At 70.8% G+C, this 24472-nt stretch carries 22 protein-coding genes; 14 read left to right on the plus strand and 8 right to left on the minus strand.

What is annotated here, in order from left to right; all coding sequences use genetic code 11:
- Positions 1-7 precede the first annotated feature (7 nt).
- The 5 genes from KUM40_RS05160 to KUM40_RS05180 all read left to right on the plus strand — a co-directional run bounded on the left by KUM40_RS05160 (position 8) and on the right by KUM40_RS05180 (position 6187).
- A complete protein-coding gene (locus tag KUM40_RS05160; RefSeq protein WP_374227340.1) occupies positions 8-1048 on the plus strand; it encodes an NTP transferase domain-containing protein in 1041 nt (346 codons plus the stop codon).
- Complete coding sequence (locus KUM40_RS05165; RefSeq protein WP_217163293.1) at positions 1048-2439, plus strand: molybdopterin molybdotransferase MoeA; 1392 nt, start codon at positions 1048-1050, stop codon at positions 2437-2439. The genes KUM40_RS05160 and KUM40_RS05165 overlap by 1 nt, the downstream gene beginning before the upstream one ends.
- Positions 2436-3533: a TrkA family potassium uptake protein gene (locus KUM40_RS05170; protein WP_217163295.1), complete on the plus strand. Its 1098-nt coding sequence runs from the start codon at positions 2436-2438 to the stop codon at positions 3531-3533. The genes KUM40_RS05165 and KUM40_RS05170 overlap by 4 nt, the downstream gene beginning before the upstream one ends.
- Positions 3534-3733: 200 nt before the next feature.
- Entirely contained in the window at positions 3734-4957 is a 1224-nt protein-coding gene (locus KUM40_RS05175; protein WP_217163296.1) for an RNA-guided endonuclease TnpB family protein, read from the plus strand.
- Positions 4958-5206: 249 nt separating this feature from the next.
- Positions 5207-6187 carry an NAD(P)H-quinone oxidoreductase gene (locus KUM40_RS05180; RefSeq protein ID WP_217163298.1) on the plus strand — a complete coding sequence of 327 codons (981 nt, stop codon included), beginning with the start codon at positions 5207-5209 and terminating at the stop codon, positions 6185-6187.
- Positions 6188-6194: 7 nt separating this feature from the next.
- Here the strand turns inward: KUM40_RS05180 and KUM40_RS05185 are convergent, their stop codons facing one another.
- Complete coding sequence (locus tag KUM40_RS05185; RefSeq protein WP_217163630.1) at positions 6195-6929, minus strand: hypothetical protein; 735 nt, start codon at positions 6927-6929, stop codon at positions 6195-6197.
- Between the two features lie 223 nt (positions 6930-7152).
- Here KUM40_RS05185 and KUM40_RS05190 point away from each other — a divergent pair, with 223 nt between their 5' ends.
- The gene (locus KUM40_RS05190) at positions 7153-7695 is read left to right on the plus strand and encodes a bacterial proteasome activator family protein (protein WP_217163299.1); all 543 of its coding nucleotides are present in this window, start codon (positions 7153-7155) and stop codon (positions 7693-7695) included.
- 117 nt (positions 7696-7812) lie between these two features.
- On the opposite strand, the gene KUM40_RS05195 is transcribed toward KUM40_RS05190, so the two are convergent.
- Positions 7813-9483, minus strand: coding sequence for a Stk1 family PASTA domain-containing Ser/Thr kinase (locus KUM40_RS05195; protein WP_217163301.1), 1671 nt, complete (start codon positions 9481-9483; stop codon positions 7813-7815).
- A 348-nt stretch (positions 9484-9831) separates the two neighbouring features.
- Here KUM40_RS05195 and KUM40_RS05200 point away from each other — a divergent pair, with 348 nt between their 5' ends.
- On the plus strand, positions 9832-11442 hold the full coding sequence (locus KUM40_RS05200) for a protein kinase (RefSeq protein ID WP_217163304.1): 1611 nt from the start codon (positions 9832-9834) through the stop codon (positions 11440-11442).
- Between the two features lie 44 nt (positions 11443-11486).
- Here KUM40_RS05200 and KUM40_RS05205 read toward each other — a convergent pair whose 3' ends face one another.
- Together KUM40_RS05205 and KUM40_RS05210 are read right to left on the minus strand one after the other, a co-directional pair.
- Positions 11487-11909: a pyridoxamine 5'-phosphate oxidase family protein gene (locus tag KUM40_RS05205; protein WP_254394549.1), complete on the minus strand. Its 423-nt coding sequence runs from the start codon at positions 11907-11909 to the stop codon at positions 11487-11489.
- 131 nt (positions 11910-12040) lie between these two features.
- A complete protein-coding gene (locus tag KUM40_RS05210) occupies positions 12041-12697 on the minus strand; it encodes a response regulator transcription factor (protein WP_217163306.1) in 657 nt (218 codons plus the stop codon).
- Positions 12698-13020: 323 nt separating this feature from the next.
- Here KUM40_RS05210 and pdhA point away from each other — a divergent pair, with 323 nt between their 5' ends.
- The 3 genes from pdhA to KUM40_RS05225 are packed head-to-tail and all read left to right on the plus strand — an operon-like array spanning position 13021 to position 16718.
- Complete coding sequence (gene pdhA, locus KUM40_RS05215) at positions 13021-14301, plus strand: pyruvate dehydrogenase (acetyl-transferring) E1 component subunit alpha (protein WP_217163308.1); 1281 nt, start codon at positions 13021-13023, stop codon at positions 14299-14301.
- Between the two features lie 16 nt (positions 14302-14317).
- The gene (locus tag KUM40_RS05220; protein ID WP_217163613.1) at positions 14318-15283 is read left to right on the plus strand and encodes an alpha-ketoacid dehydrogenase subunit beta; all 966 of its coding nucleotides are present in this window, start codon (positions 14318-14320) and stop codon (positions 15281-15283) included.
- Between the two features lie 10 nt (positions 15284-15293).
- Positions 15294-16718 (plus strand): dihydrolipoamide acetyltransferase family protein, encoded by a 1425-nt coding sequence (locus tag KUM40_RS05225; RefSeq protein WP_217163310.1) that lies wholly within the window; start codon positions 15294-15296, stop codon positions 16716-16718.
- Positions 16719-16796: 78 nt separating this feature from the next.
- On the opposite strand, the gene KUM40_RS05230 is transcribed toward KUM40_RS05225, so the two are convergent.
- The gene (locus KUM40_RS05230) at positions 16797-17774 is read right to left on the minus strand and encodes a Bro-N domain-containing protein (RefSeq protein ID WP_217163312.1); all 978 of its coding nucleotides are present in this window, start codon (positions 17772-17774) and stop codon (positions 16797-16799) included.
- Positions 17775-17952: 178 nt separating this feature from the next.
- A complete protein-coding gene (locus KUM40_RS05235; protein ID WP_217163313.1) occupies positions 17953-18867 on the minus strand; it encodes an aminoglycoside phosphotransferase family protein in 915 nt (304 codons plus the stop codon).
- Positions 18868-19503: 636 nt separating this feature from the next.
- Between KUM40_RS05235 and KUM40_RS05240 the strand changes: the two genes are divergently transcribed.
- Both KUM40_RS05240 and KUM40_RS05245 read left to right on the plus strand, forming a co-directional pair.
- Positions 19504-20067 (plus strand): DUF5753 domain-containing protein, encoded by a 564-nt coding sequence (locus tag KUM40_RS05240; RefSeq protein WP_217163314.1) that lies wholly within the window; start codon positions 19504-19506, stop codon positions 20065-20067.
- A 5-nt stretch (positions 20068-20072) separates the two neighbouring features.
- On the plus strand, positions 20073-20276 hold the full coding sequence (locus KUM40_RS05245; protein ID WP_217163315.1) for a DUF397 domain-containing protein: 204 nt from the start codon (positions 20073-20075) through the stop codon (positions 20274-20276).
- A gap of 69 nt (positions 20277-20345) precedes the next feature.
- Here the strand turns inward: KUM40_RS05245 and KUM40_RS05250 are convergent, their stop codons facing one another.
- Positions 20346-21266, minus strand: a complete 921-nt coding sequence (locus KUM40_RS05250) for a D-alanyl-D-alanine carboxypeptidase family protein (RefSeq protein WP_217163316.1) — start codon at positions 21264-21266, stop codon at positions 20346-20348.
- A 211-nt stretch (positions 21267-21477) separates the two neighbouring features.
- On the opposite strand from KUM40_RS05250, the gene KUM40_RS05255 reads away from it, so the two are divergent.
- Both KUM40_RS05255 and KUM40_RS05260 read left to right on the plus strand, forming a co-directional pair.
- Positions 21478-22128 carry a GntR family transcriptional regulator gene (locus KUM40_RS05255; RefSeq protein WP_217163317.1) on the plus strand — a complete coding sequence of 217 codons (651 nt, stop codon included), beginning with the start codon at positions 21478-21480 and terminating at the stop codon, positions 22126-22128.
- Positions 22125-23435: a nitrate/nitrite transporter gene (locus tag KUM40_RS05260; RefSeq protein WP_217163318.1), complete on the plus strand. Its 1311-nt coding sequence runs from the start codon at positions 22125-22127 to the stop codon at positions 23433-23435. The genes KUM40_RS05255 and KUM40_RS05260 overlap by 4 nt, the downstream gene beginning before the upstream one ends.
- A 100-nt stretch (positions 23436-23535) precedes the next feature.
- Here the strand turns inward: KUM40_RS05260 and KUM40_RS05265 are convergent, their stop codons facing one another.
- Entirely contained in the window at positions 23536-24360 is an 825-nt protein-coding gene (locus KUM40_RS05265) for a maleylpyruvate isomerase family mycothiol-dependent enzyme (RefSeq protein ID WP_217163319.1), read from the minus strand.
- Between the last annotated feature and the right edge of the window lie 112 nt (positions 24361-24472).

Genomic DNA, 24472 nt, shown 5'->3' on the forward strand with positions numbered 1-24472 from the left:
TCGGGGGGTGACCGCGAGCGAGCCCACCGGCACCCCCGGCGCCGACACCGACCCCGAGCCGGGTCCCGTTCCCGAGCCGGGTCCCGTCCCTGCCGGGTACGACGCCGTCGTGCTCGCCGGCGGGGCCGCCCGGCGGCTCGGGGGCGCGGACAAACCCGGCCTGCGGGTGGGCGGCCGCGCGCTCCTCGACCGGGTGCTCGCCGCCTGCGCCGGAGCGCTGAGCACCGTCGTCGTCGCCGATCCCCGGCCCACCGCGCGTCCGGTGACCTGGGTGCGCGAGGACCCGCCCGGCGGCGGCCCGCTCGCCGCTCTCGACGCCGGACTGCGGCACACCACGGCGGAGTACGTCCTGGTGCTCTCCGCCGACCTGCCCTTCCTCGCCGGGCCTGCCGTCCGGCGGCTGCTGTCGGCGCTCGCCGCGGGCGACGCGGACGGCGTGCTGCTGACCGACGCCGACGGCCGTGACCAGCCCCTCGTCGCCGCCTATCGCGCGCCCGCGCTGCGCCGCGAACTGGCCGCGCTCACCCGGGACCGAGCAGAGCGGGCGGACCCGGCCGACCCCACCGGCCCCACCGGCCCCACCGGCCGCACTGGCCTCACAGGGCTGCCGCTGCGCCGCCTGACCGGCGCCCTCCGCCTCACTCGCGTCCCCGACGCCGTCGCCTCCTTCGACTGCGACACCTGGGACGACCTCGCCATCGCAAGGGCACGCATCAGGGAGCATGGGCACGTGTTGGATGAATGGATTTCCGCAGCCAAGGACGAGTTGGGCATCGACCTGGACGTCGACACCGGCGTTCTGCTCGATCTCGCGCGCGACGCCGCCCACGGGGTGGCCAGGCCCGCAGCCCCGCTGACCACCTTCCTCGTCGGCTATGCGGCCGGGCGGGCCGGGGGAGGTCCCGAGGCCGTCGCCGAGACCGCCCGCAAGGCCACGGCCCTCGCCCTGCGCTGGGCTCAGGAGGCCGCCGACGCCGCACCCGCCTCCGCGAAGGGCGAGCCCGACGCGGCCCCCGACGCCACCCCCGACACCCGCCCGGACGCGTGATGACCTCCCCCGGCACGCGGGCCGACGAGGAAGCGGAAGACCTCGACGTCGAGGAGGCACTCGCCCTCGTGCAGGAGAAGCCCGGCCCTCCCCACGGCGACCCCGGTCACGCCACGCACCGCGGCGACCATGGCCACCACGCCCACCGCGGCGCTCCGCACAAGCCGACGGACCCCCACCACCGCGCGACCCCCTGGCCCGAGGCCCGGACGACCGCCGAGCGCGCCGCCCGCACCGCCGCCCGTGCCACCCGCCGCACGCCGGTCTCCGTGCCCCTCGACGCGGCCCTCGGCCTCACCCTGGCCGCGCCGCTGGCCGCCCTCACCGACCTGCCCTCCTTCGACACCTCCGCGATGGACGGCTGGGCCGTCGCCGGTCCCGGCCCCTGGACGGTGCGCGACGAGGGCGTCCTGGCCGGGCACGCGGAACCCGCGCCGCTCACCGACGGCGAGGCCGTCCGCATCGCCACCGGCGCCCGTGTCCCCCTCGAGGCCACCGCCGTACTGCGCACCGAGCACGGCCGCACCGGTGAACGCGGCCGCCTGCACCCCACCCGCGAGGTCGTCCACGGCCAGGACATCCGCCCGCGTGGTCAGGAGTGCCGCAGCGGCGACCAGTTGCTGCCCATCGGCACCCTCGCGACCCCGGCCGTACTGGGCCTTGCGGCGGCCGCCGGATACGACACCCTCACCGCGGTCCCCCGCCCCCGTGTCGACGTCCTCGTCCTCGGCGACGAGCTGCTCACCGAGGGGCTCCCGCACGACGGCCTCATCCGGGACGCGCTCGGCCCGATGCTGCCGCCGTGGTTGCGGGCCCTGGGTGCCGAGGTCCGCGCCGTCCGCCGGATCGGCGACGATGCCAAGGCCCTGCACCGTGCCGTCACGACCTCCGACGCCGACCTGATCGTCACGACCGGCGGCACCGCCGCGGGACCCGTCGACCACGTCCACCCGATCCTGCGCCGCATCGGCGCCGACCTCCTCGTGGACGGCGTCAAGGCACGCCCCGGCCACCCCATGCTGCTCGCCCGAGTCAAAGACGACCAGCACCTCGTCGGGCTGCCCGGCAACCCCCTCGCCGCCGTATCCGGACTGCTCACCCTCGCCGAGCCGCTGCTGCGCACCCTCGCAGCCCGCCCGGCACCCGAGCCGTACACGCTGTCGCTGCGGGACGCGGTGCACGGGCACCCGTACGACACCCGGCTCGTGCCCGTCGTACTGCGCGGCGACGGTGCCGTGCCGCTGCGCTACAACGGTCCGGCGATGCTGCGCGGCATCGCCGCCGCCGACGCACTGGCCGTCGTACCCCCCGGCGGCGCGCGGTCCGGACAGGAGGTCGAGTTGCTCGACCTGCCCTGGGCGACCGGCGGAATCGGAGTGTGTTTCACGTGAAACTTCCGGGCCAGGACGCGATCGCCCGCCAGGCGGACGAGCACCTCGTGACCCACCGGGTGAAACTCCCCAGGAAGCTGGTGGAGCACCCGTTTCGTCAGGTGGCCAAGCGGCTGTCCATCGCCCTGCTGGTCCTCGTGGTGACAGCCTTCATCGTGTACGTCGACCACGACGGCTACACCGACAACTCCGACGGCTCCGTAGACCTCCTCGACTCCTTCTACTACGCCACCGTCACCCTCTCCACCACCGGATACGGCGACATCACGCCCGTCGGTGACGCCGCCCGGCTGACCAACATCTTGGTCGTCACGCCCCTGCGCGTGCTGTTCCTGATCATCCTGGTCGGCACCACGCTGGAAGCCCTCACCGAGCGCACTCGGGAGGAGTGGCGCCTGAACCGCTGGAGGTCCGCCTTGCGCGATCACACCGTCGTCGTCGGCTTCGGAACCAAGGGGCGGTCGGCGATCCAGACCGTCTGCGCGACCGGGCTGCGCAAGGAGCAGGTGGTCGTGGTCGACCCCAGCGGAAAGGCCATCGAGGCCGCCACGGCCCACGGCTACGCGGGCGTGGTCGGTGACGCGACGCGCAGCGACGTGCTCAACCGGGCCGAGGCGTTCCGGGCGAAGCAGATCATCATCGCCACCCAGCGCGACGACACCGCCGTGCTGGTCACGCTGACGGCCCGGCAGCTCAACCGTGGCGCGAAGATCGTGGTCGCGGTCCGCGAGGAGGAGAACGCGCCGCTGCTGAAGCAGTCCGGCGCCGACGCCGTGATCACCAGTGCCAGCGCCGCCGGCCGGCTGCTCGGGCTTTCCGTGCTCAGCCCCGCCGCCGGCATGGTCATGGAGGACCTCATCAGCCAGGGCAGCGGACTCGACCTCATCGAGCGGCCCGTCATAAAGGCCGAGGTGGGCAAGAACCCGCGCGAGATGGAAGATCTGGTGGTGAGCGTGCTGCGCGGGCACCGGGTCCTGGGCTACGACGACGCGGCCGTCGGCGGGCTGGAGCTGACGGACCGCCTGATCACGATCGTCCGGGCGACGCCGGCCACCCACGTGGCTCCCGACAGCCGCCCGCTGCCCCGCGACTGAGGCGGCGCCGATCGCTTCTCGTCGTTCGCCACCGGAAATCACTCGCAGTATCGGGGTTTCGGCCCGGTGGCGAAGCGCATCTTGTGACTGCGGCGCGATGGTGTTCCGGTGGAGTCGAGCGCCGCTGTCTCCAGCGGGGGTGAGGTGGGGAACGGGTGTTCCGGGTTACGGCTGCGGTGGCCTGTTTGTACGGTCTTCGTATGCAGCTTCGGTACGCGTTTCGGGTGTACCCGGATGCCGGTCAGCGCATCGCGTTGGCGAGGGCATTCGGGTGTGCCCGAGTCGTGTTCAACGACGCGGTCCGTGCCCGTGAGGGGGCCCGCAAGGCGGGTCGGCCGTTCCCGACAGTGGCGGAGCTGTCGCGGAAGCTGATCACCGAGGCGAAGCGGACGGCCGAGCGGTCCTGGCTGGGCGAGGTGTCCGCGGTGGTGCTCCAGCAGTCGCTGCGGGACGCCGAGGCCGCGTACCGCGCCTTCTTCGCCTCCCTCAAGGGCATCCGCATGGGACCGAAGGTGCGTGAGCCCCGTTTCAAGTCGCGCAAGGATGCGCGGCAGTCGGTGCGGTATACCGCCAACGCGCGCTGGAGCATCACCGATGGAGGCCGCCTGTGCCTGCCGAAGATCGGCGCGGTGAAGGTGAAGTGGTCCCGCACCCTGCCCTCCACGCCGTCGTCCGTCACTGTGATCAAGGACGCGGCCGGAAGGTATTTCGCCTCCTTCGTCGTCGACACCGACCCCGCCGTCGACGGGGCTCGGATGCCCACAACCGACCGCACCGTCGGCATCGATCTCGGCCTCACTCACTTTGCCGTCTTGTCCGACGGCACGAAGATCGGCTCTCCGCGTTTCCTTCGGCGTGCGGAGAAGAAGCTGAAGAAGGCCCAGCGGGAGCTGTCCCAGAAACAGAAGGGATCGAAGAACCGCGACAAGGCCCGTCTGAAGGTCGCCCGTGCCCATGCGAAGGTCGCCGACGCGCGCCGCGAGTTCCACCACCAGCTTTCCACGCGGCTGATCTCCGAGAACCAAGGGATCGCCGTGGAAGACCTGTCGGTGGCGGGACTGGCGCGTACCCGGCTGGCCAAGTCCGTGCACGACGCCGGATGGTCCTCCTTCGTGGGCATGCTGAAGTACAAGGCGGAGCGGTACGGCCGCGCCCTGGTCACGATCGGCCGGTTCGAACCAACCTCTCAGACCTGCTCCAGCTGCGGCGTCAAGGACGGGCCCAAACCCCTCAACGTGCGGGAATGGACCTGCTCCACCTGCGGCGCCGTCCATGACCGGGACCACAACGCCGCGATCAACGTCAGACAGGCCGCCGGACTGGCGGCATCGGCCTGCGGAGCGCCGGTAAGACCGGGAGCGATCCCGGCGCAGCGCGAAGAAACAGGAAGCCACGGATTCCCGACCGATGCCCGTGCCGCGTAGCGGCACAGAACTCGGCCGGGAAGGCCAGAATCTTCGGACTTCAGCCCGAAGAGCAAGTCAATTGCGGTTGTAGAGCCCCCGCGCGCGCCGCCCGCCCGCATTGTGAGACGTGTGCGTACTCATGCCGGTGTTCCTTTCGCGTTCTTGGGCTACCCATGGGGAGACCTTTACCGTCGCGCAAACTCATCGCCGGCGCACAGGGATTTTCCGGCGGGGGGACACCGCGGGCACAGGAGTAGCGTCGCCCTCATGCATGCGATCACGATTTCCGAACCCGGAGGCCCCGAGGCGCTGGTGTGGGCCGAGGTCCCCGATCCGGTGCCCGGCGAGGGCGAGGTCCTGGTCGAGGTGACGGCGGGAGCCGTCAACCGCGCCGACATCATGCAGCGCCAGGGCTTCTACGATCCCCCGCCCGGCGCTTCCCCGTATCCGGGCCTGGAGTGCTCCGGGCGCGTGAGCGAGCTGGGTCCCGGCGTGTCCGGCTGGGCCGTCGGCGACGAGGTGTGCGCGCTGCTCGCGGGCGGCGGCTACGCCGAGAAGGTCGTCGTCCCGGCCGGCCAGCTACTGCCGGTGCCGCAGGGCGTGGAGCTGAAGTGGGCGGCGGCGCTGCCCGAGGTGGTCTGCACCGTCTGGTCGAACGTCTTCATGGTCGCGCACCTGCGCCCCGGGGAGACGCTGCTCGTGCACGGCGGCTCCAGCGGCATCGGCACCATGGCGATCCAGCTCGCCAAGGCCGTGGGCGCGAAGGTCGCGGTGACGGCGGGCACCAAGGAGAAGCTGGAACGCTGCGCCGAGCTGGGCGCGGACATCCTGATCAACTACCGGGAGCAGGACTTCGTCGCCGAGGTGAAGGACGCGACGGGCGGTGCGGGCGCCGACGTCATCCTCGACAACATGGGCGCCAAGTACCTCGACCGCAACGTCCGGGCCCTCGCCGTGAACGGCCGGCTCGCGATCATCGGCATGCAGGGCGGCCGGAAGGGCGAACTGGACATCGGCACCCTCCTCGCCAAGCGCGCCGCCGTGAGCGCGACCTCGCTGCGCGCCCGCCCGCTGGAGGAGAAGGCGGCCATCGTGGCGGCCGTACGGGAGCACGTCTGGCCGCTGTTCCCCGGGGGCCACGTCCGCCCGGTCGTCGACCGCGAACTCCCGATGAGCGACGCCGGTGACGGTCACCGGGTCGTGGAGGAGAGCGGGCACATCGGCAAGGTGCTGCTGGTCACCCCGTAGGGGCGGTCTACCCCCGGCGCAGGCGCAGACCCACGAGGGCCAGGGCCAGGCCGAGGCCGACGAGGACCAGGCCGCTGCCCAGAGGCAGGACCCGCAGTACGGGCTCGGTGGCCTCCTGGGTGTGCGCGCCGGTCTGCGGCTGGGACCGGGACGGGGAGGCCGAGGGCATCAGGGCTGCCGCGTCGGGCGGCACGGCGGTGGCCGGGTCCTGAGAGACACCCGCGTCGCTGTCGCCGTCGCCGTCCGTGCGGTGGGCGCCGTTCCTGTCCGTACCGTCCGGCTCTGTCCCCCGCTCCCGCTCCTCGGCGCGACCGGGCCGCTGCCTGCCCTCGCCCGGCAGGCTCCCCGCCCGGGAGGCTCCGGGGTCGGCCGTGGCGCCGGACGCCGACGGCGAGGGGGAGGGCGGGGGGGAACCGCGCGCCGCGCTGCCCGCCGGGCCGGATTCCGCGGCGGACCGGGAGGGGGACCCGGCGTCCGGGCGCTTGGGGCGTTCGTGGGCGTCGGGGCGCCCGGGGCGTTCTTGACCGCCCCGACCGTCGTGCTTGCCGGAGCCGTCCGCGTCGGCGGTCGCCCCCGGCACCGCAGCGTGGCCCGGCGCGGAGGGCGCCGGGGAGGGCGCCGCCCGCACCGCCGTGAACCCGGCGCCGTGAGCCGGCCCCGCCCCGTACGGCGACACCAGTGCGCCGACCCCCAGGGCCCCCACCAGGCCCGTCGCTCGCAGCGTGCGCAGCCATGGAGTCACGTCGGTGACCCCCTCCCGGTGCTAACCAGTCGCGTGAATCAACCAGATCAACCAGATCAACCAAACAACTAAATCGACCAAATCATCCAAATCGACGGAACAAGCCTCACACCACTCGGCGATACCGGCATTCCGGACCCCGCCGAACGAGGCGGGGACCGCTTGCGCGAAGGAGAGGGGGGCACCACCCGGTCGCCGTGCACGGGTGCGCGACAATGGCGGCATGGAGATGCCGAGGAACGACAGGTCGCCGGACAACCCCCAGATCCTGGTCGTTGGCCAGGACGGAATGGCGCTCAGCGGCGGCGGGGACGACGACTCCCGCGAGATTCCGGTGACCGAGCAGGTGGAGCAGCCTGCCAAGGTCATGCGGATCGGCAGCATGATCAAGCAGCTCCTTGAGGAGGTGCGGGTGGCGCCCCTGGACGAGGCGAGCCGGGTCCGGCTCAAGGAGATCCACGCCAGCTCGGTGAAGGAACTGGAGGACGGTCTCGCTCCGGAGCTGGTCGAGGAGCTGGAGCGGCTCTCTCTGCCCTTCACGGACGACGGCACCCCGACCGACGCCGAACTGCGGATCGCGCAGGCGCAGCTCGTCGGCTGGCTGGAAGGCCTGTTCCACGGCATCCAGACCACGCTGTTCGCCCAGCAGATGGCCGCGCGGGCCCAGCTCGAGCAGATGCGCCGCGCGCTGCCGCCGGGTGCCGGCGATCCGGACGGCGAGGAGCCCCCGCAGCCGGGCGGCCGCTCCGGCGGTCCCTACCTGTAGGAACGGCGTCCACACCCGTAGGAACCGGAACCGGAACCGGAACCGCGTCCACCGACATCGCGAAGGGCCCGGCAGCACTCGCACCCGCTGCCGGGCCCTTCGCCCGCTGTCACACGCTCACTCGGAGGCGGGGTTGCCCGTCGAGACCTTGAGCTGGATCTCCGGCATGTTCTCGGGGTCCACGTCGGTGCCGGCCGTCGGGAACTGGTCCCGGATCGAACCCTCGCCGTAGGTGTTCTCGTCGACCTTGACGACCTTCATCTGCCAGCCCGCGGCGTTGAAGCACTCCTTGACCGAGCCGATGTACTTGAACGTGAATTCCGGCACCTTGATCTTGTCGGGGTCGTTGTACGACTCCTCCGGCTCGGTGCACTCGTCCTTCTCGATCGTCTTCGTCTTGTCCGGCCCGCGGTAGCCCGCGGCCTTGGAGGGCGACGCGGACCCGGACGCGCTCGCGGAGCCGCCACCGCCGCCGGCCTCCGGGTCCTCGTCCCCGCCGCCGTTCATCAGCAGCGCGCCGATCAGCGCGCCGACGGCCACGACGGCGACCACGATCGAGCCGATGATCACCTGCTTGTTGTTCCGGCCGCCGCCCGAGGAGCCGGTGGCCGGGGCCGACGGCGTCAGGTTGTACGGCGGCGGCGTGGCCGCTCCCTGCTGCTGCCCGTACTGCGGCGGGGCCGGCGTCTGGTAGCCGGCCTGCTGCGGATAGCCGTACGCGGGCGAGTGCGCCGCCGGAGCCGGGGTGCCGTACGGGTTCTGGCCAGGGGTCGGCGTCGGCTGGTACGGCGTCTGGACGGGACCGGTGGGCGCCGGGGTGCCCTGGTCGACCGGCGGGAACACCGCGGAGCCGACGCCCGCGCCGCTCGACGTGCCCGCGCCCGGCACGATGCTCGGCGGGGCCGCCTGGAAGGAGGCCGCCACACGCAGGCACTCGTCCCGCATGGTCTCGGCGCTGGGGAAGCGTTCGTTCGGGTTCTTCTTCAGCGCGCGGGCCACCAGCGCGTCCACGGCCGGCGGCAGGGCGCGGTTGACCGAGGACGGAGCCACCGGCTCCTCCTGCACGTGTGCGTACGCGATCGCCAGCGGCGAGTCGGCTTCGAACGGCAGACGTCCGGTGACCAGTTGGAACAGCATGATGCCGACCGAGTACAGGTCGGAGCGGGCGTCCACGCCGCGGCCGAGGGCCTGTTCCGGCGAGAGGTACTGCGGGGTGCCGACGACCATGCCGGTCTGGGTCATCGACGTGACGCCGGACTGCATGGCGCGGGCGATGCCGAAGTCCATCACCTTGACCACGCCGCGCTTGGTCATCATCACGTTGCCGGGCTTGATGTCCCGGTGGACCAGGCCCATCTCGTGGCTGATCTCCAGCGCCGCCAGCACGTCCGCGGTGATCTTCAGCGCTTTGTCTGCGGGCATCGCGCCCTGCTGCCGGACGTCCGCGTCGAGCACGGAGCCGAGCGGCCGGCCCTCGACGTACTCCATGACGATGTACGGAGTCGTCAGGCCGTTCAGATCGTCCTCGCCGGTGTCGAAGACCGAGACGATGTTGGTGTGCGTGAGCTTGGCCACGGCCTGGGCCTCGCGGCGGAAGCGCTCGCGGAAGGCCTGTTCACGTCCCAGCTCGGTGTGCAGCGTCTTGATCGCGACCTGACGGTCGAGGACCGAGTCGTACGCCAGGTGCACCGAGGCCATGCCGCCCTCGCCGAGCAAGTCGCGCAACTGGTAACGGCCGCCGGCGAGTGCCCGCCCCGCGTACCGTCCCTGTCCGGCGTCCTGGCTCATGTCTCTGCGTCCCCCATAGGCGCCGCAACGCCGGTGGCAGCGGCACGCGCGCTCGTGATCGAAAGTGCTATTCCCGGCCAAGTCTGCCCCAGGGCACTGACACGTCAAGCGCGGTGCCCGTTCCGTGACCGTACGCGAAAGAAGCGTCGCGGAAGCGTTACAGCCGACGTGCTGCCGGTACACAGAATTTGCACGAGAGTACGGAACCAGGGTTTCATGACCGGTCCGTCTCATGTGCCGGTCCCGGCGCCCATCTCGGACCGGAGGCCAGCGCGGAGGCTGTAGCGTGGCCGACGGAGACCGTAACAACACCGCGCGCACCGCGGGCAGAAACGACGGCGAGGACCGATGGCACAGCAGCAGCGCGCCCAGGACCCGTCCGAACCCGAGGCCACCGGCGGCGGTATGTCTGACGCGCCGGAGATCTGGGGCAACGGCGGCTTGGTCGGCGACGGCCGGTACCGGCTGACCCGCAGACTCGGGCGGGGCGGCATGGCCGAGGTGTTCGCCGCCGAGGACGTCCGGCTCGGACGCACCGTGGCGGTCAAGCTGCTGCGCGCGGACCTCGCCGAGGACCCGGTCTCCAAGGCGCGCTTCACGCGCGAGGCCCAGTCGGTGGCCGGTCTCAACCACCATGCCATCGTGGCCGTGTACGACTCGGGCGAGGACTTCGTCGGCGGCCAGTCCGTGCCGTACATCGTGATGGAGATCGTCGAGGGACGCACCATCCGCGACCTCCTCCTCAACGCCGAGGCGCCCGGCCCCGAGCAGGCGCTGATCATCGTCTCCGGTGTGCTGGAGGCGCTCGCCTACTCCCACCAGCACGGCATCGTGCACCGCGACATCAAGCCCGCGAACGTGATCATCACCGACACCGGTGCGGTGAAGGTGATGGACTTCGGCATCGCGCGTGCCCTGCACGGCGCCCAGTCGACGATGACGCAGACCGGCATGGTCATGGGCACCCCGCAGTACCTCTCCCCCGAGCAGGCACTCGGCAAGGCCGTCGACCACCGCTCCGACCTGTACGCGACGGGCTGCCTGCTCTACGAACTGCTCGCGCTGCGCCCGCCGTTCACCGGGGAGACCCCGCTGTCGGTGGTCTACCAGCACGTCCAGGACATCCCGACGCCCCCGTCCGAGGCCTCCGACGCAGTGCCGCCGGAGCTGGACGGCCTGGTGATGCGCTCGCTGGCCAAGGAGCCCGACGACCGTTTCCAGACCGCCGAGGAGATGCGCGGCCTGGTCCAGTACGGGCTGCAGATGCTGTACGAGCAGGGCGGCCACACCGGCACCTGGAACACCGGCCCGGTCGCCGCGCACGACGGGCGGCACACTCCCGCGGCCGGCCTCGCGGGCACCTCGGTCATGCCGCACCCCGACCACGGCTCGGGCACCACGCAGATCCCGCAGCCGATCCTGCCGCACGGCTACGGCGGGGGCGACGACGGCGGCTTCGAGGGCCGCGGCAACAAGGGCAGCGGCCGCGGCAAGCTGTGGATACTGGCCGTCTTCGCGGTGATCGCCATCGCGGCGGGCGTCGCGCTGGCCCTGAACAACGGCGAGGGCGACAAGGGCGGCAAGGAGACGGACACGACCCCGTCTGCGACGACCTCCCAGAGCACCGGCGAGGAGTCGCCCAGCCCTTCGCCCAGCGACGAGGCGACGGAGGACACCACCGACCCGGGCACCGAGCAGGGCTCGGGCGACGGTGGCGCCGGCGGGGGCTGGGAGCAGCCGGACACACCGACGTGGACGCCGTCGGAGACCGTGACGGACGATCCGACCGGTGACCCGACCGACGGCCAGACGGATCCGTCCACGCCGACGGACGGTGGTGAGCCGACGGACGGTGGTGAGCCGACGGGCGATGGTGAGCCGACCGGCGGTGGTGAGCCGACGGGCGGTGGTGAGCCGACCGGCGGTGGTGAGCCGACGGGCGGGGAGGCGGGCGAGTAACCGACGCCCCCCGCTCCTCCTTCCTACGCGCGCGTTGCGTTCGCCTAGGCGGGCCCGGTCGCACCGTCCGTGAAGTGCACCGTGCCGAACTGCGGGTCGAGGCGCAGGTAGGCGGGCACGAAGGGCTCACCGTCCACCAGGGTCGGCGCGGGACCGAACCGCTCCAGCTCGGCGGCGCTCGGCTCGTGGTCCTCGCACCGGCCCAGGACCTGCACGGTCCACAGGCTCTCGCCGGGCCGGGCGGAGGTCAGGTTGTCCGCTCCGTAGGCGACGACGCTCCCGGCGCACACCCGGTGGTAGCCCCAGCTCCTGGGCATGCGCAGCAGGATCCGGCCGTCGGCCACGATGTGCCGCGCGAAGGCGAGGAAGGGCAGGGCACGCATGGTGGTGGCCGCCCGGCCGTAGGCGGTACGGCCGAGCAGGCCGACGGCGAGCTGTTCGTCGGAGGGCAGGGACTCGGAGGGCATGGGCTCACTGTGCGCGAGCGCGCGGAACGGGAACAGAGTCGCCCGCCCCGGCAGGAGGGGACGTAAGTCCCGAGTAAGTCCGGAGCCGGAGCCGGAGCCGGAGCCGGTGACGGTGCGGTTGACGGGACGCGTCAGCGGTTCTCGGCCTCCAGCCGTGCCACGAAGGCGGCCGCCTGCGAACGCCGCTGCATGCCGAGTTTGGCCAGCAGACTCGACACGTAGTTCTTGATCGTCTTCTCCGCCAGGTGCAGCCGCTCGCCGATCGCGCGGTTGGTCAGCCCCTCGCCGATCAGCTCCAGGATGCGGCGCTCCTGCACGGTCAGCCGGGCCAGCCGGTCGTCGGGCTTTCTCCCGCCGTCCCGCAGCCGCTCCAGCACGCGCGCGGTGGCCGCCGGATCGAGCAGCGACTTCCCGTCCGCCACCTCCCGTACGGCGCTCAGCAGCTCGGCGCCGCGGATGTCCTTGAGGACGTAACCGGAGGCGCCCGCCATGATCGCGTCGAAGAGGGCCTCGTCGTCGGCGAAGGAGGTCAGCATGAGGCAGCGGACGGACTCGTCCAGGGAGCGGATGTCGCGGCAGACCTCCACACCGCTGCCGTCCGGCAGCCGTACGTCCAGGACCGCGACGTCCGGACGGGTGGCCGCGACCCGGGCCTGCGCGTCGGCCGCCGTACCGGCCTCGCCCACCACCTCGATGTCGGCCTCGCCCGAGAGCAGATCGTGCACCCCGCGGCGGACCACCTCATGGTCGTCGAGGAGGAATACCCGGATTTTTCCGTCTTCGCGCACGCGGTCAGTCTCACACACCGACTCTTCCCGTGCCCGGGGTGGCCGGGATAACGTGCCGTTGTTCCGGCCCCCTGCGAGGCTGTGACCAGTAAAACTTCCGCCCTTCGCCGATTTACTTGGATATCCGAGTAAAAACGCAGGTCAGGAGGGGTTTCACAGAAATGTGGAGCACTGGGTAACGTGCTGTTCGCAGGGCGCTCGCCGGGGCACCTGTCACGCCTGTTCCCGACCGGGCCGCACCCACCCTTGTGCGTCCGCCGGGCCGCAGGTGAGCCGCACTGGCTTCCGGCGAACCCGGGGGCCGGACCGACGGAGGAGCACACGTGACCGAGAGCACTGCCGCGGGCAAGCCGCGACGCAGCGCCGGAAGCAAGGCGGCCGGTACCACCGGCACCAAGGCGGCCGGTACCACCGGCAGCAAGGCCGGCACCGGTGCCAAGCGCACCGCTCGCACCACTCGCACCACCACCCGCACCACCACCCGTACCGTTGCCGAGAAGGGCTCGGAGACGGAGCTGGTGCAGTTGCTGACGCCCGAGGGCGAGCGCGTCGAACCCGGCAAGAACACACCCCACGCCGAGTACGCCGGGTACGTCGCCGACATCACCCCCGACGAGCTGCGCGGCCTGTACCGCGACATGGTGCTCACCCGGCGCTTCGACGCCGAGGCCACCGCGCTGCAGCGCCAGGGCGAGCTGGGCCTGTGGGCCTCCCTGCTGGGCCAGGAGGCCGCCCAGATCGGCTCCGGCCGCGCCACCCGCGAGGACGACTACGTCTTCCCGACCTACCGCGAGCACGGCGTCGCCTGGTGCCGCGGGGTGGACCCGACCAACCTGCTCGGCATGTTCCGCGGCGTGAACAACGGCGGCTGGGACCCCAACGGCAACAACTTCCACCTGTACACCATCGTCATCGGCTCGCAGGCGCTGCACGCCACGGGCTACGCGATGGGCATCACCAAGGACGGCGCGGACTCCGCCGTCATCGCCTACTTCGGCGACGGCGCCTCCAGCCAGGGAGACGTCAGCGAGGCGTTCAACTTCGCGGCCGTCTACAACGCGCCGGTGGTGTTCTTCTGCCAGAACAACCAGTGGGCGATCTCCGAGTCCAACGAGAAGCAGACCCGGGTGCCGCTCTACCAGCGCGCCCAGGGCTTCGGCTTCCCCGGCGTCCGCGTCGACGGCAACGACGCGCTGGCCTGCCTCGCGGTCACCCGGTGGGCGCTGGAGCGGGCGCGGCGCGGTGAGGGCCCGGCGCTGATCGAGGCGTACACGTACCGCATGGGCGCGCACACCACCTCGGACGACCCGTCCCGCTACCGGCACGACGACGAGCGGGCCGCCTGGGAGGCGAAGGACCCGATCCTGCGCCTTCGCCGCTTCCTGGAGTCCTCAAACCACGCGGACGAGGGATTCTTCGGGGAACTGGAGGCGGAGAGCGAGGCGTTGGGCAAACGAGTGCGCGAAGTGGTCCGTGCCATGCCGGACCCGGACCGGTTCGCCATCTTCGAGAACGTGTACGCGGACGGGCACGCGCTCGTCGACGAGGAGCGAGCCCAGTTCGCCGCCTACCAGGCATCGTTCGCAGAGGCAGAGGGGGTCTGACATGGCAACGGAAAAGATGGCGCTGGCCAAGGCGATCAACGAATCGCTGCGCCGCGCGCTGGACTCGGACCCCAAGGTCCTGATCATGGGCGAGGACGTCGGCAAGCTCGGCGGTGTCTTCCGGGTCACCGACGGTCTGCAGAAGGACTTCGGCGAGGACCGGGTCATCGACACCCCGCTGGCCGAGTCCGGCATCGTCGGCACCGCCATCGGCCTGGCCCTGCGCGGCTACCGTCCGGTGGTGGAGATCCAGTTCGACGGCTTCGTCTTCCCGGCCTACGACCAGATCGTCACCCAGTTGGCGAAGATGCACGCCCGCTCGCTGGGCAAGGTCAAGATGCCGGTCGTCATCCGCATCCCCTACGGCGGCGGCATCGGCGCGGTCGAGCACCACTCCGAGTCCCCGGAGGCGCTGTTCGCGCACGTGGCGGGCCTGAAGGTGGTCTCGCCGTCGAATTCGGCCGACGCGTACTGGATGATGCAGCAGGCCATCCAGAGCGACGACCCGGTGATCTACTTCGAGCCCAAGCGCCGGTACTGGGACAAGGCCGAGGTCGATGCCGAGGCGATCCCGGGCCCGCTGCACACCGCGCGCGTGGTCCGCGAGGGCAGCGACCTCACGCTGGCCGCGTACGGCCCGATGGTCAAGCTCTGCCAGGAGGTCGCCGACGCGGCGGCCGAGGAGGACCGCTCCCTGGAGGTCGTGGACCTGCGCTCGATCTCCCCGGTCGACTTCGACACGATCCAGGCGTCGGTGGAGAAGACCCGCCGCCTGATCGTGGTCCACGAGGCGCCGGTGTTCCTGGGCTCGGGCGCGGAGATCGCGGCCCGGATCACGGAGCGCTGCTTCTACCACCTGGAGGCCCCGGTGCTCCGGGTCGGCGGCTACCACGCCCCGTACCCGCCGGCCCGCCTGGAGGAGGAGTACCTGCCCGACCTGGACCGGGTGCTGGATGCCGTCGACCGCTCGCTGGCGTACTGAGGAGGGGAGCGTGACGACGATGACGGACAGCTCCGTGCGTGAGTTCAAGATGCCCGACGTGGGCGAGGGACTGACCGAGGCCGAGATCCTCAAGTGGTACGTCAAGCCCGGTGACACCGTCACCGACGGCCAGGTGGTGTGCGAGGTCGAGACGGCCAAGGCCGCCGTCGAACTGCCCATCCCCTACGACGGCGTGGTCCGCGAGCTGCACTTCCCCGAGGGCACCACGGTCGACGTGGGCACGTCGATCATCGCGGTGGCCGTCGGCGACGGTGCGGCGGCCGAGGCGCCCGCGCAGGAGGCGGCCCCGGCTCCGGTCGAGGAGGCGCCGGCCGAGGCGGAGGAGAAGAAGCCGGAGGGCCGCCAGCCGGTCCTGGTCGGGTACGGGGTGTCCACCTCCGCGACCCGCCGCCGCCCCCGCAAGGGTGCCGAGGCCCCGGCCCAGGAGGCCCCGTCGGCCGCGGCCGCGATCCAGGCCGAGATGAACGGCCACGGACAGCCCGCTCCGGCCGCTCCGGCCGCCGGCGAGCGCCCGCTGGCCAAGCCGCCGGTGCGCAAGCTGGCCAAGGACCTCGGCGTCGACCTGGCGACCGTGGTGCCCTCCGGCCCGGACGGCATCATCACGCGCGAGGACGTCCACGCGGCGGTCGCGGCCCCGGAGGCGACCCCCGCCACCGTCGCGCCCGCCCCGTCCCCGTCCCCGACGGCGGCGTCGCCGACCTCGTACGACACGGCGCGCGAGACCCGTATCCCGGTCAAGGGCGTTCGCAAGGCGACGGCGGCGGCGATGGTCGGCTCGGCGTTCACGGCGCCGCACGTCACCGAGTTCGTGACGGTCGACGTGACGCGCACGATGAAGCTGGTCGAGGAGCTGAAGCAGGACAAGGAGTTCACGGGCCTGCGCGTGAACCCCCTCCTCCTGATCGCCAAGGCCCTCCTGGTCGCGATCAAGCGCAACCCGGGCGTCAACGCGTCCTGGGACGAGGCCGCCCAGGAGATCGTGGTCAAGCACTACGTCAACCTGGGCATCGCCGCCGCCACCCCGCGGGGCCTGATCGTCCCGAACATCAAGGACGCCCACGCCCAGACGCTGCCGCAACTGGCCGGGTCCCTGGGCGAGCTGGTGTCGACGGCGAGGGAGGGCAAGACCAGCCCCGGCGCCATGCAGGGCGGCACGGTGACCATCACCAACGTCGGCGTCTTCGGCGTCGACACCGGCACGCCGATCCTCAACCCGGGCGAGTCCGCGATCCTCGCGGTCGGCGCCATCAAGCTCCAGCCGTGGGTCCACAAGGGCAAGGTGAAGCCACGTCAGGTAACCACTCTGGCGCTGAGCTTCGACCACCGCCTGGTCGACGGCGAGCTGGGCTCCAAGTTCCTCGCCGACGTGGCGGCGGTTCTGGAGCAGCCGAAGCGGTTGATGAGCTGGGCGTGAATGCCACGAACCCAGTAGGTTCATGACGGGAGGGGCGCCGCAAGTTCGAGTTGCGGCGCCCCTCCCGTCGTGCCGGGCTCAGACCTGATGCAGCACGTACACCGGAGCCCCGTCCTCGGCCCCGCCCCGCGAGCGAATGCAGGCGTGTGTGCGCAACAGCCGGAGGCATTCGTTCACCCGGCGCACCGAAAGCCCCGTACGGGCGGCGATCGACTCCAGCGGCTCCCGCAGCTCACCCTTCTCGACGAGCACCGGCGCGATGACCCGGGCCACCGTCCACACGTCCTCCGTCACGGACAACCGCTGCCGCCAGTCGGCCAGCACCGACTCCGTGGTGGGTGCCGGGGCGAGGCGACCGCCCGCCGTCCCGCGCTGGAGGACCAGGGTGTCGAACCGGTCCGCGATGCGTTCCATCGCCCGAACCATGGCCTGCTGCACGGCGAGGGTGGCCTGTTGGGTGGCGAGAGTGGTCTGCTGCGTTGCCAGCATCTCCCTTTGCAACGCGATCGACACCCGCTGTCCCTCGGCCAGCTCCTCATCCAGTTGAAGGTTGTGCGCTTCCAGCCGGACGATGGCCTCGGCCACCTGGTCCGGCATGGCGTAGGCGATGGGTGTACCGGGCCCGGCGGGCTGTACCTCGGCCTCGTCCAGAGAGTACGAACCTTCGCGCTGCACGGTCTCGATGACTTCGGCGACCCACTGCTTGAAGGGAGCGCAGGCCGGTTTGGTGCAGGCGTTGACGAGGAGGATGAGACCTTGGAGATCGATCAGTTGCAAGTCTCGTCGCCACCTCCTGCCTGCGGGAATGCTGAGACAGTGACCTCCAGTCACTGTCTCGAGATTGTCTCGATGCCCCTCCGGGACATGATCGATGAGCGCCTTTCGGGGCGTGGTGTAGCCCAACTGCTTGCAGACGTCCACCGCAGGAAACCAGTGGCTTCCGTCCGGCATGGTCAGCCTCCGCACCCGGGCTCCGGTGGCCGCGTACACGAAATCGCTGACGTCGATCGCCTCGTGCCGCTCGCCGGAGTTCTGTCGTTTGCTGGGTTCGTTCATGCGAATCACCTCCGCCGCGGAACGTAGGGCGCAGGAGGGGCATATGCCAGCCAGGTCAGAGATGTTCATGATTGCGGGCGAATATGAGCGAAAACCGCTGCATCGGTCGACCGGCTGTGCCGACCCGCGCACGCGGCGTCCTTGGCGCGCCGCGCCGACGACGAGGGTGCCATCCGGATCAGCCGACGGCCAGCGACATGAGGAACCGAGTCTCCGCGTCGTCCCGCCCCGCGCACATCCTGGGGACCGCGGTGGCAGCGGACAGGGCTCGGCACCAACCCAGCACACGCTGCGGAGACTGGCCGGGGACCAGCGCTGCCAGCTCCTCGATCCTTGCTTCCAGCACGGCGAGATCGGTGACCCCGTGAAGTACCCAGTCCACGGCGTCGAAGTCCGGGTCGCCCCAGGTGGGGCGCGGATCGATCGCCACCAGGCGGTCGTCCGGACCGGACAACACGTTGGCTGGATGCAGATCACCATGTACGAGTCCCACGGGCCCCTCGACGGCGAGCTCCAACGCTGCCGCTCGGGCCTGTAGAAGCAGCGCCGAGGCAGCCGGGCCTCCGGCATTGGCCGCCGCGAGCCTGTGGTCGGTCAAATCAAATATGAAGTCGACGCGGTGTGAAAGAGGCCGCAGTACGGAGTGCTCACGCGGCGTGCGCTGAGTACTCCGCAGGTCCCCCAGCAGGACCGCTACCTCAGCCAGATCCCAGGCACGCCGCGTCGCCTGCACTCCCGGCTGCACGTCCGCCAGCAGCAGCGCTCCAGCGGCCTGATCCTGTGCCAGCAGCGTGACAACGGAGGGCGTATTCGCCCAGTTGCGCAAGGCCTCGGCTTCTTCTTGAGCAACCCTGGGATCCGGCGTGAGTTTCAGCCACACCGAGGTGCGGGTGTCACGCTTGAGGCAGCGGAATACCCGTGAGGTCCCTCCTCCGTCTGTCGCGACAACAGTCAGATCCCAGCGGGCAGCGAGTTTGCCCACGAGAGCGGGCAACTCATCGCACCAGGCGAGTACCTCGGCTCCGAACCGGACAACGAACCGGTCCCGGACCTCCGGCGCAACGCTGGCCAGCCCTCTCACGCTGTCGGACATCGGCTTCCTCGGTTCTGCTGGGGCAACTGGCGGAAACGGGCGATGTCCGAGAGGTCGGTCGCCTGGTCACGGGTGTACGCGTCCAGTGTCGAGTCCACGAGGGCCTGTGTACACCAGTGGTTAAGGGGCGCAGACCGGTTTGACACAGGTGTTGGTGAGGAGAACGAGACTTTGGAGAGAGACGATGTGCAAGTCTCGATGCCACCCTCTACCTGCGGAAACGCTAGGACCGTAACCTCCAGTTACGGTCTCGATCATCTCTCGATGCTCGTCGGGAAGATGATCTGAGAGGGCTTGCCGAGGGTTGCTGTGCCAGGCCTTCGGCTCCGGCGGTGATGGGTCCCCGCACCGGATCGCGCAAGTCCTGAGCCACTCGGCCGTCATCCCCGCCTTCCTTGCCAGTGGAAACACACTACCGCTACGGGCACCTGCTGAAGCAGCTCATCACACTACGCACGAACCCTCCTGCTCACCGTCATCTCGGCCCACGCCGTTTTGCCGACGATGAGCTGTTTCACCGCCCACTTGCCGGCCAGCGCCCGGGAGGCGTTCGCCCCGGGGGTCGGTGACGGCGATACGCAGGACAGTGCCGGCGAGGGAGGTCTTCACCCGGAACAGCCGGTCCCGTAGACATCCGTGCAGCAGGGCGTTGGTACACAACTCGCTCGCGGCCAGTACGGCGTCGCCTGGCAACTCGGCTTCATACCAAGGTTGTTGCAGACGCCCGACTATGCGCGAGCGGTAGCGGTCGGTGCCGGTTCCTGGGAGGACCCCAGTGAGATCGATCCGTTCGTGGAGGCCCGGCTGGCCCGACAGGAAAGGCTGAGGTCGGAACACCCACTGGAGTTGTGGGCCGTGATACACGAAGGAGCGCTGCGTCAACTCGTCGGTGGCCGGGACGTGATGCGGGACCAGTTGGGGCATCTGCTGGATGCCGCCCGCACCGACACCGTGAAGGTGCAGGTGGTGCCCTCGCTCGCGGGCGCCAATCCGGGCATGATCGGGGCATTCGGCATCGTCTCGTTTACTGAACCCGGCGCGCTGGATGTCGTACACATGGACGTACCCTCTTCCACCCTCTGGCTGGAGAGCGAGGAGGATGCCGCCAGGCACCGGCGCAGCTTCGACCGCATCGCGCGGGTGGGGTTGGCGGAACGCAATGCCCTCGACCTGATGGAAACGATTCGCAAGGAGATGTAGGCGCGATGACCGAGTTCGAGTTCGACAGCTCCAGTTACAGCGGCGGGGATGCCGGTCAGGAGTGTGTCGAAGTCGCCCGAAACATCCCCGGCACCGTAGCCGTGCGTGACTCCAAGGGTCTCGGTGGGGCGATACTCCGGTTCGGCCCGGCATCCTGGGGGATATTTCAGGCAGGGCTCAGGGAGGCCGGTCCGCGCGCAGCCTGCTGAGCGGGGAGACAGAACAGGAGCCGCGCGTCCCCGGCCTGGGGCACGCGGCTCCGTCGCTCGCCGCGTGCGTCAGGTCAGCTTGGCGAAGCCGTAGTTCATGAGCCGTGTGGCGTCCTTCGCGCGCTGTGCGGTCGACGAGGACGTCAGTACTGTGCCGATGACGGTCTTCCCCTTCCGGGTGGCGGCGAAGACGAGGCAGTACTTGGCCTCCGGGCCCGAGCCGGTCTTGACGCCGATCGCGCCGCTGTAACTGCCGAGCAGGGTGTTGGTGTTGGTCCAGGGCGCCATGGTGCGGGTGCCGCCCCTCTTGGTCTTCGTCTTCGCCGTGTACTTCCTGGTCTTGACGATGGTGCGGAAGGTGGAGTTCTTCATCGCGCTGCTCGCGAGGGTCGTCAGGTCGCGCGGCGTGGAGTAGTTCTTGCCCTTGCCGATGCCGTCGAACGAGTCGAAGTGTGTGTTTTTCAGGCCGAGGTTTTTGGCGGTCGTGTTCATCTTGCCGATGAACGACTTCACCCGCGCCGCCCGCGTCTTCCCGGAGCCGAACTTGTCGGCGAGCGCGTACGCGGCGTCGCAGCCGGACGGCAGCATCAGCCCGTACAGCAACTGGCGGACCGTCACCTTGTCGCCGACGATCAGGTGGGCGGAGGAGGCGTTCTTGGAGACGATGTAGTCGCTGTATGCCATGGGGATCGTGACCTTGGCGTTCAGGTTCAGCTTGGGCTGCGCGAGCACGACCTTGGCGGTCATGATCTTGGTGGTGGAGCCGGTGGCGCGTTTGGTGTCCGCGGCCTTGGTGTAGAGCGACCTGCCGTTCGCGTTGTTCATCACGAAGCCGCCCTTGGCGACGATCGAGGGCGCTGCGGGAGCTGCCCGCACGGGTGTGGCGGCCTGGGCGGGTGCGGTGGCGAGGGCGCCGGTGGCCAGGACGGCGCCGCCGGTCAGGGCGGTGGCGAGGGCCCGGTGGAGTCGGGCGCCCGGAATGGTGTTCATTGAGTTGATTACCCCGATTACGGTGAATTCGCCTGGAATGCGGCCGGGTTGTGGTCGATGGAGGTTCGGCCGCGTCAGTGCGACACCCTGAGGGTGGGGATGGTTGCGCGGCGGGGCGTCAGGAGGCTCCGGAATCACCCTGGCGGGTGACCGGGCGTCCGGATGCTGGACCCGGCCCCTCTTGTGTCCCTGTTGTATCTATCCTGTCCGCATGACCACGGCAGTGAAGCAACCCCCCGCGGCGGACCGCGTCTACACCCACGTCAAGCAGGGCGTCCTCGAGCGCCGTTACGAGGGCGGGACGCTGCTCACCGAGGGCGAGCTGGCCGAGGCCGTGGGCGTATCCCGCACTCCGGTGCGCGAGGCGCTGCTCCGGCTGGAGGTCGAGGGGCTGATCCGGCTCTACCCGAAGAAGGGCGCCCTGGTCCTGCCCGTCTCCGCGCAGGAGATCGCGGACGTGGTGGAGACGCGGCTGCTGGTCGAGGAGCACGCGGCGAGGAAGGCCGTACCCGCTCCGCCCGGGCTCGTGGAACGGCTGGAGGAGCTGCTGGCGCGGCAGAAGGAGCAGGCCGCCGCCGGTGACTTCGCCGCCGCCTCCGTCACCGACCGCTGTTTCCACGCCGAGATCGTCCGCAGCGGCGGCAACGCGATCCTCTCCCGCCTCTACGACCAGCTCCGCGACCGCCAGCTACGCATGGGCGTCGCCGTCATGCACTCCCACCCCGACCGGATCGCCAAGACCCTCGCCGAGCACGAGGAGCTCCTCGACGCGCTGCGCTCCGGCGACGCGGAGGCGGCGGTCGGTGTCGTGGGCCGGCACGTGGGCTGGTTCTCGCACCTGGCCAGGGGGGAGGTCCGATGAGTACGGCCACCTCGGCCGGCCGCACCCTGCCCGGTGATCCGCCCGGCGGCCGGCGTGCGGTCGCCGTGTGGGGCGTCGGAGTGTCCGTCTACTTCGTCGCCGTCATCTTCCGTACGTCCCTGGGCGTCGCCGGTCTCGACGCCGCCGACCGCTTCCACGTCAACGCCTCCGCCCTGTCCACCTTCTCCATCCTCCAGTTGCTGGTCTACGCCGGCATGCAGATACCCGTCGGCCTGCTGGTCGACCGGCTCGGCACGAAGAGGGTGCTGGGCATCGGCGTCGTGCTCTTCACGGCGGGGCAACTGGGCTTCGCCTTCTCCCCGTCGTACGGCATGGCGCTCGCCTCGCGGGCGCTGCTGGGCTGCGGCGACGCGATGACGTTCATCAGCGTGCTGCGCCTTGGCACCCGCTGGTTCCCGGCCCGGCGCGGGCCGATGGTCGCCCAGCTCGCCGGCCTGGTCGGCATGGCGGGCAACCTGGTCTCCACCCTCGTCCTGGCCCGGCTGCTGCACGGCGTCGGCTGGACGGCGGCGTTCGCGGGCAGCGCGCTGGCCGGTGTGGTCGTCTTCGTTCTGATGCTGCTGTTCCTCAAGGACCACCCCGAGGGGCACGAGCCGGAGCCGCTGCCGCACCAGGGGGCCGCGTACGTACGGCGGCAGATCGCCATGTCCTGGCGGGAGCCGGGGACGCGGCTCGGGCTGTGGGTGCACTTCACCACCCAGTTCCCGGCGATGGTGTTCCTGCTGCTGTGGGGCATGCCGTTCCTGGTCGAGGCGCAGGGGCTGTCCCGGGCCACGGCCGGCGAACTGCTCACCCTCGTCGTGCTGTCCAACATGACGGTCGGCCTGGTCTACGGCCAGGTCATCGCCCGGCACCACGCGGCCCGGCTGCCGCTGGCGCTCGGCACCGTGGCGGCGACGGCGACCCTGTGGGCGGCGACGCTGGCCTATCCGGCCGACCGCGCGCCGATGTGGCTGCTGGTCGTGCTGTGCACGGTGCTCGGGGCGTGCGGGCCCGCGTCGATGATCGGCTTCGACTTCGCGCGGCCGGCGAATCCGCCGGAGCGGCAGGGCACGGCGTCCGGGATCACGAACATGGGCGGCTTCGTGGCGTCGATGACCACGTTGTTCGCGGTGGGGGTGCTGCTGGACGCGACCGGGGACGACTACGGGGTCGCCTTCTCGTCGGTGTTCGTGTTGCAGGCGCTCGGGGTGACGCAGATTCTGCGGTTGCGGAAGCGGGCGGCGCGCAGGGAGCGGGAGCGGTTGGCCCCGAGCAGGGTGGAGACGGTGCACGTGCCTGTGTAGGCACCCGGCGTGGGTGCGGGCCGGGCTGGGGGCTGCCGCCCCCAGACCCCCGCTTCGGCCCGAACGGCCTCGTCCTCAATCGCCGGACGGGCTCAGAGACTCACGGCGTGACCGTGAAGTGGCGCAGGATCGCGTCCGTCAGGTCCTGGTCGCCCTCCGTCTTGATGCGGTCCGCCGACGCCTGGAGGGTCACGCGCCCGCAGGCCAGGCGGAAGTACGTCTCCCAGTCGAGGGTGAGGGTCGCGGCGGGGCCGAGGGCCGGGGCCGTTTCCAGGGTGCCGCGGCCCTGGATGTCGACGCGGATGGTGCGCAGGAACTCGACCGGGCCGTGCACGTCGAAGACGACGGCCGAGCTGCGCGGCGCGTTCGCCCGCTCGGCGACGACGGCGGGCAGCTCGCCGAGCAGGACGTCGCGCGCGACGTGTGCGCCGGGGGAGTCGAGGTTGCCGGGGCGGCCGAGGGCGGTGCGCAGGTCCTGCTCGTGCGCCCACACGTCGAACGCGTGCCGGCGTACGGCCTCCTCCAGCGTCAGCTCGGTGCCGAGCGGACCGCGCACCTTCGTGCCGGGGTCCCGGGACTCGTTGCGCAACTGGCGGTTGCGCCGGATGATCATGTACTCCAGCTCGGACGTCATCTCCGGAGCCGTGTGGTGGCGGCGGACGTCGACCTGCATCTCCATGTAGCGCTGGTGGTCGTTGGTGACGTGGAAGAGGTCGCGCGGGAGCGTGTGGATGGGGCGGGGGTCGCCCAGCAGTTCGGAGTCCATGCCCAGAATGTGGGAGACGATGTCGCGCACCGACCACCCGGGGCAGGGCGTGCGGCGGTTCCACTCTGCCTCCCCCAGCGGCTGGACCAGCTCGGATATCGCCTCGATGGAGTGAGTCCAGGCGTCGGCGTAGGGCTGGAGGGTGGGATGCAGACTCACGGAACGGGACCCCTCGGCGGTCGGTACACGGGCGGGTAGTGGCGTCGGTGCGTGCCAGCGGGCGGGTGGTTGCGGTCGGCGGGCGTCTTGGGACGCTAAGTTACGCTGCTGT

It is taken from the genome of Streptomyces sp. AC512_CC834 (assembly GCF_019049325.1).
GTDB lineage: Bacteria > Actinomycetota > Actinomycetes > Streptomycetales > Streptomycetaceae > Streptomyces.

Bases quoted from the DNA above. Each gene is read 5' to 3' on its own strand.
- KUM40_RS05195 (WP_217163301.1), bottom strand. From the start codon at position 9,483: ATGAGCCAGGACGCCGGACAGGGACGGTACGCGGGGCGGGCACTCGCC.
- KUM40_RS05190 (WP_217163299.1), top strand. From the start codon at position 7,153: ATGGAGATGCCGAGGAACGACAGGTCGCCGGACAACCCCCAGATCCTG.
- KUM40_RS05200 (WP_217163304.1), top strand. From the start codon at position 9,832: ATGGCACAGCAGCAGCGCGCCCAGGACCCGTCCGAACCCGAGGCCACC.
- KUM40_RS05175 (WP_217163296.1), top strand. From the start codon at position 3,734: ATGCAGCTTCGGTACGCGTTTCGGGTGTACCCGGATGCCGGTCAGCGC.
- KUM40_RS05245 (WP_217163315.1), top strand. From the start codon at position 20,073: ATGACCGAGTTCGAGTTCGACAGCTCCAGTTACAGCGGCGGGGATGCC.
- KUM40_RS05180 (WP_217163298.1), top strand. From the start codon at position 5,207: ATGCATGCGATCACGATTTCCGAACCCGGAGGCCCCGAGGCGCTGGTG.
- KUM40_RS05220 (WP_217163613.1), top strand. From the start codon at position 14,318: ATGGCGCTGGCCAAGGCGATCAACGAATCGCTGCGCCGCGCGCTGGAC.
- KUM40_RS05230 (WP_217163312.1), bottom strand. From the start codon at position 17,774: ATGAACGAACCCAGCAAACGACAGAACTCCGGCGAGCGGCACGAGGCG.
- KUM40_RS05250 (WP_217163316.1), bottom strand. From the start codon at position 21,266: ATGAACACCATTCCGGGCGCCCGACTCCACCGGGCCCTCGCCACCGCC.
- KUM40_RS05205 (WP_254394549.1), bottom strand. From the start codon at position 11,909: ATGCCCTCCGAGTCCCTGCCCTCCGACGAACAGCTCGCCGTCGGCCTG.
- KUM40_RS05260 (WP_217163318.1), top strand. From the start codon at position 22,125: ATGAGTACGGCCACCTCGGCCGGCCGCACCCTGCCCGGTGATCCGCCC.
- KUM40_RS05165 (WP_217163293.1), top strand. From the start codon at position 1,048: ATGACCTCCCCCGGCACGCGGGCCGACGAGGAAGCGGAAGACCTCGAC.
- KUM40_RS05255 (WP_217163317.1), top strand. From the start codon at position 21,478: ATGACCACGGCAGTGAAGCAACCCCCCGCGGCGGACCGCGTCTACACC.
- KUM40_RS05235 (WP_217163313.1), bottom strand. From the start codon at position 18,867: ATGTCCGACAGCGTGAGAGGGCTGGCCAGCGTTGCGCCGGAGGTCCGG.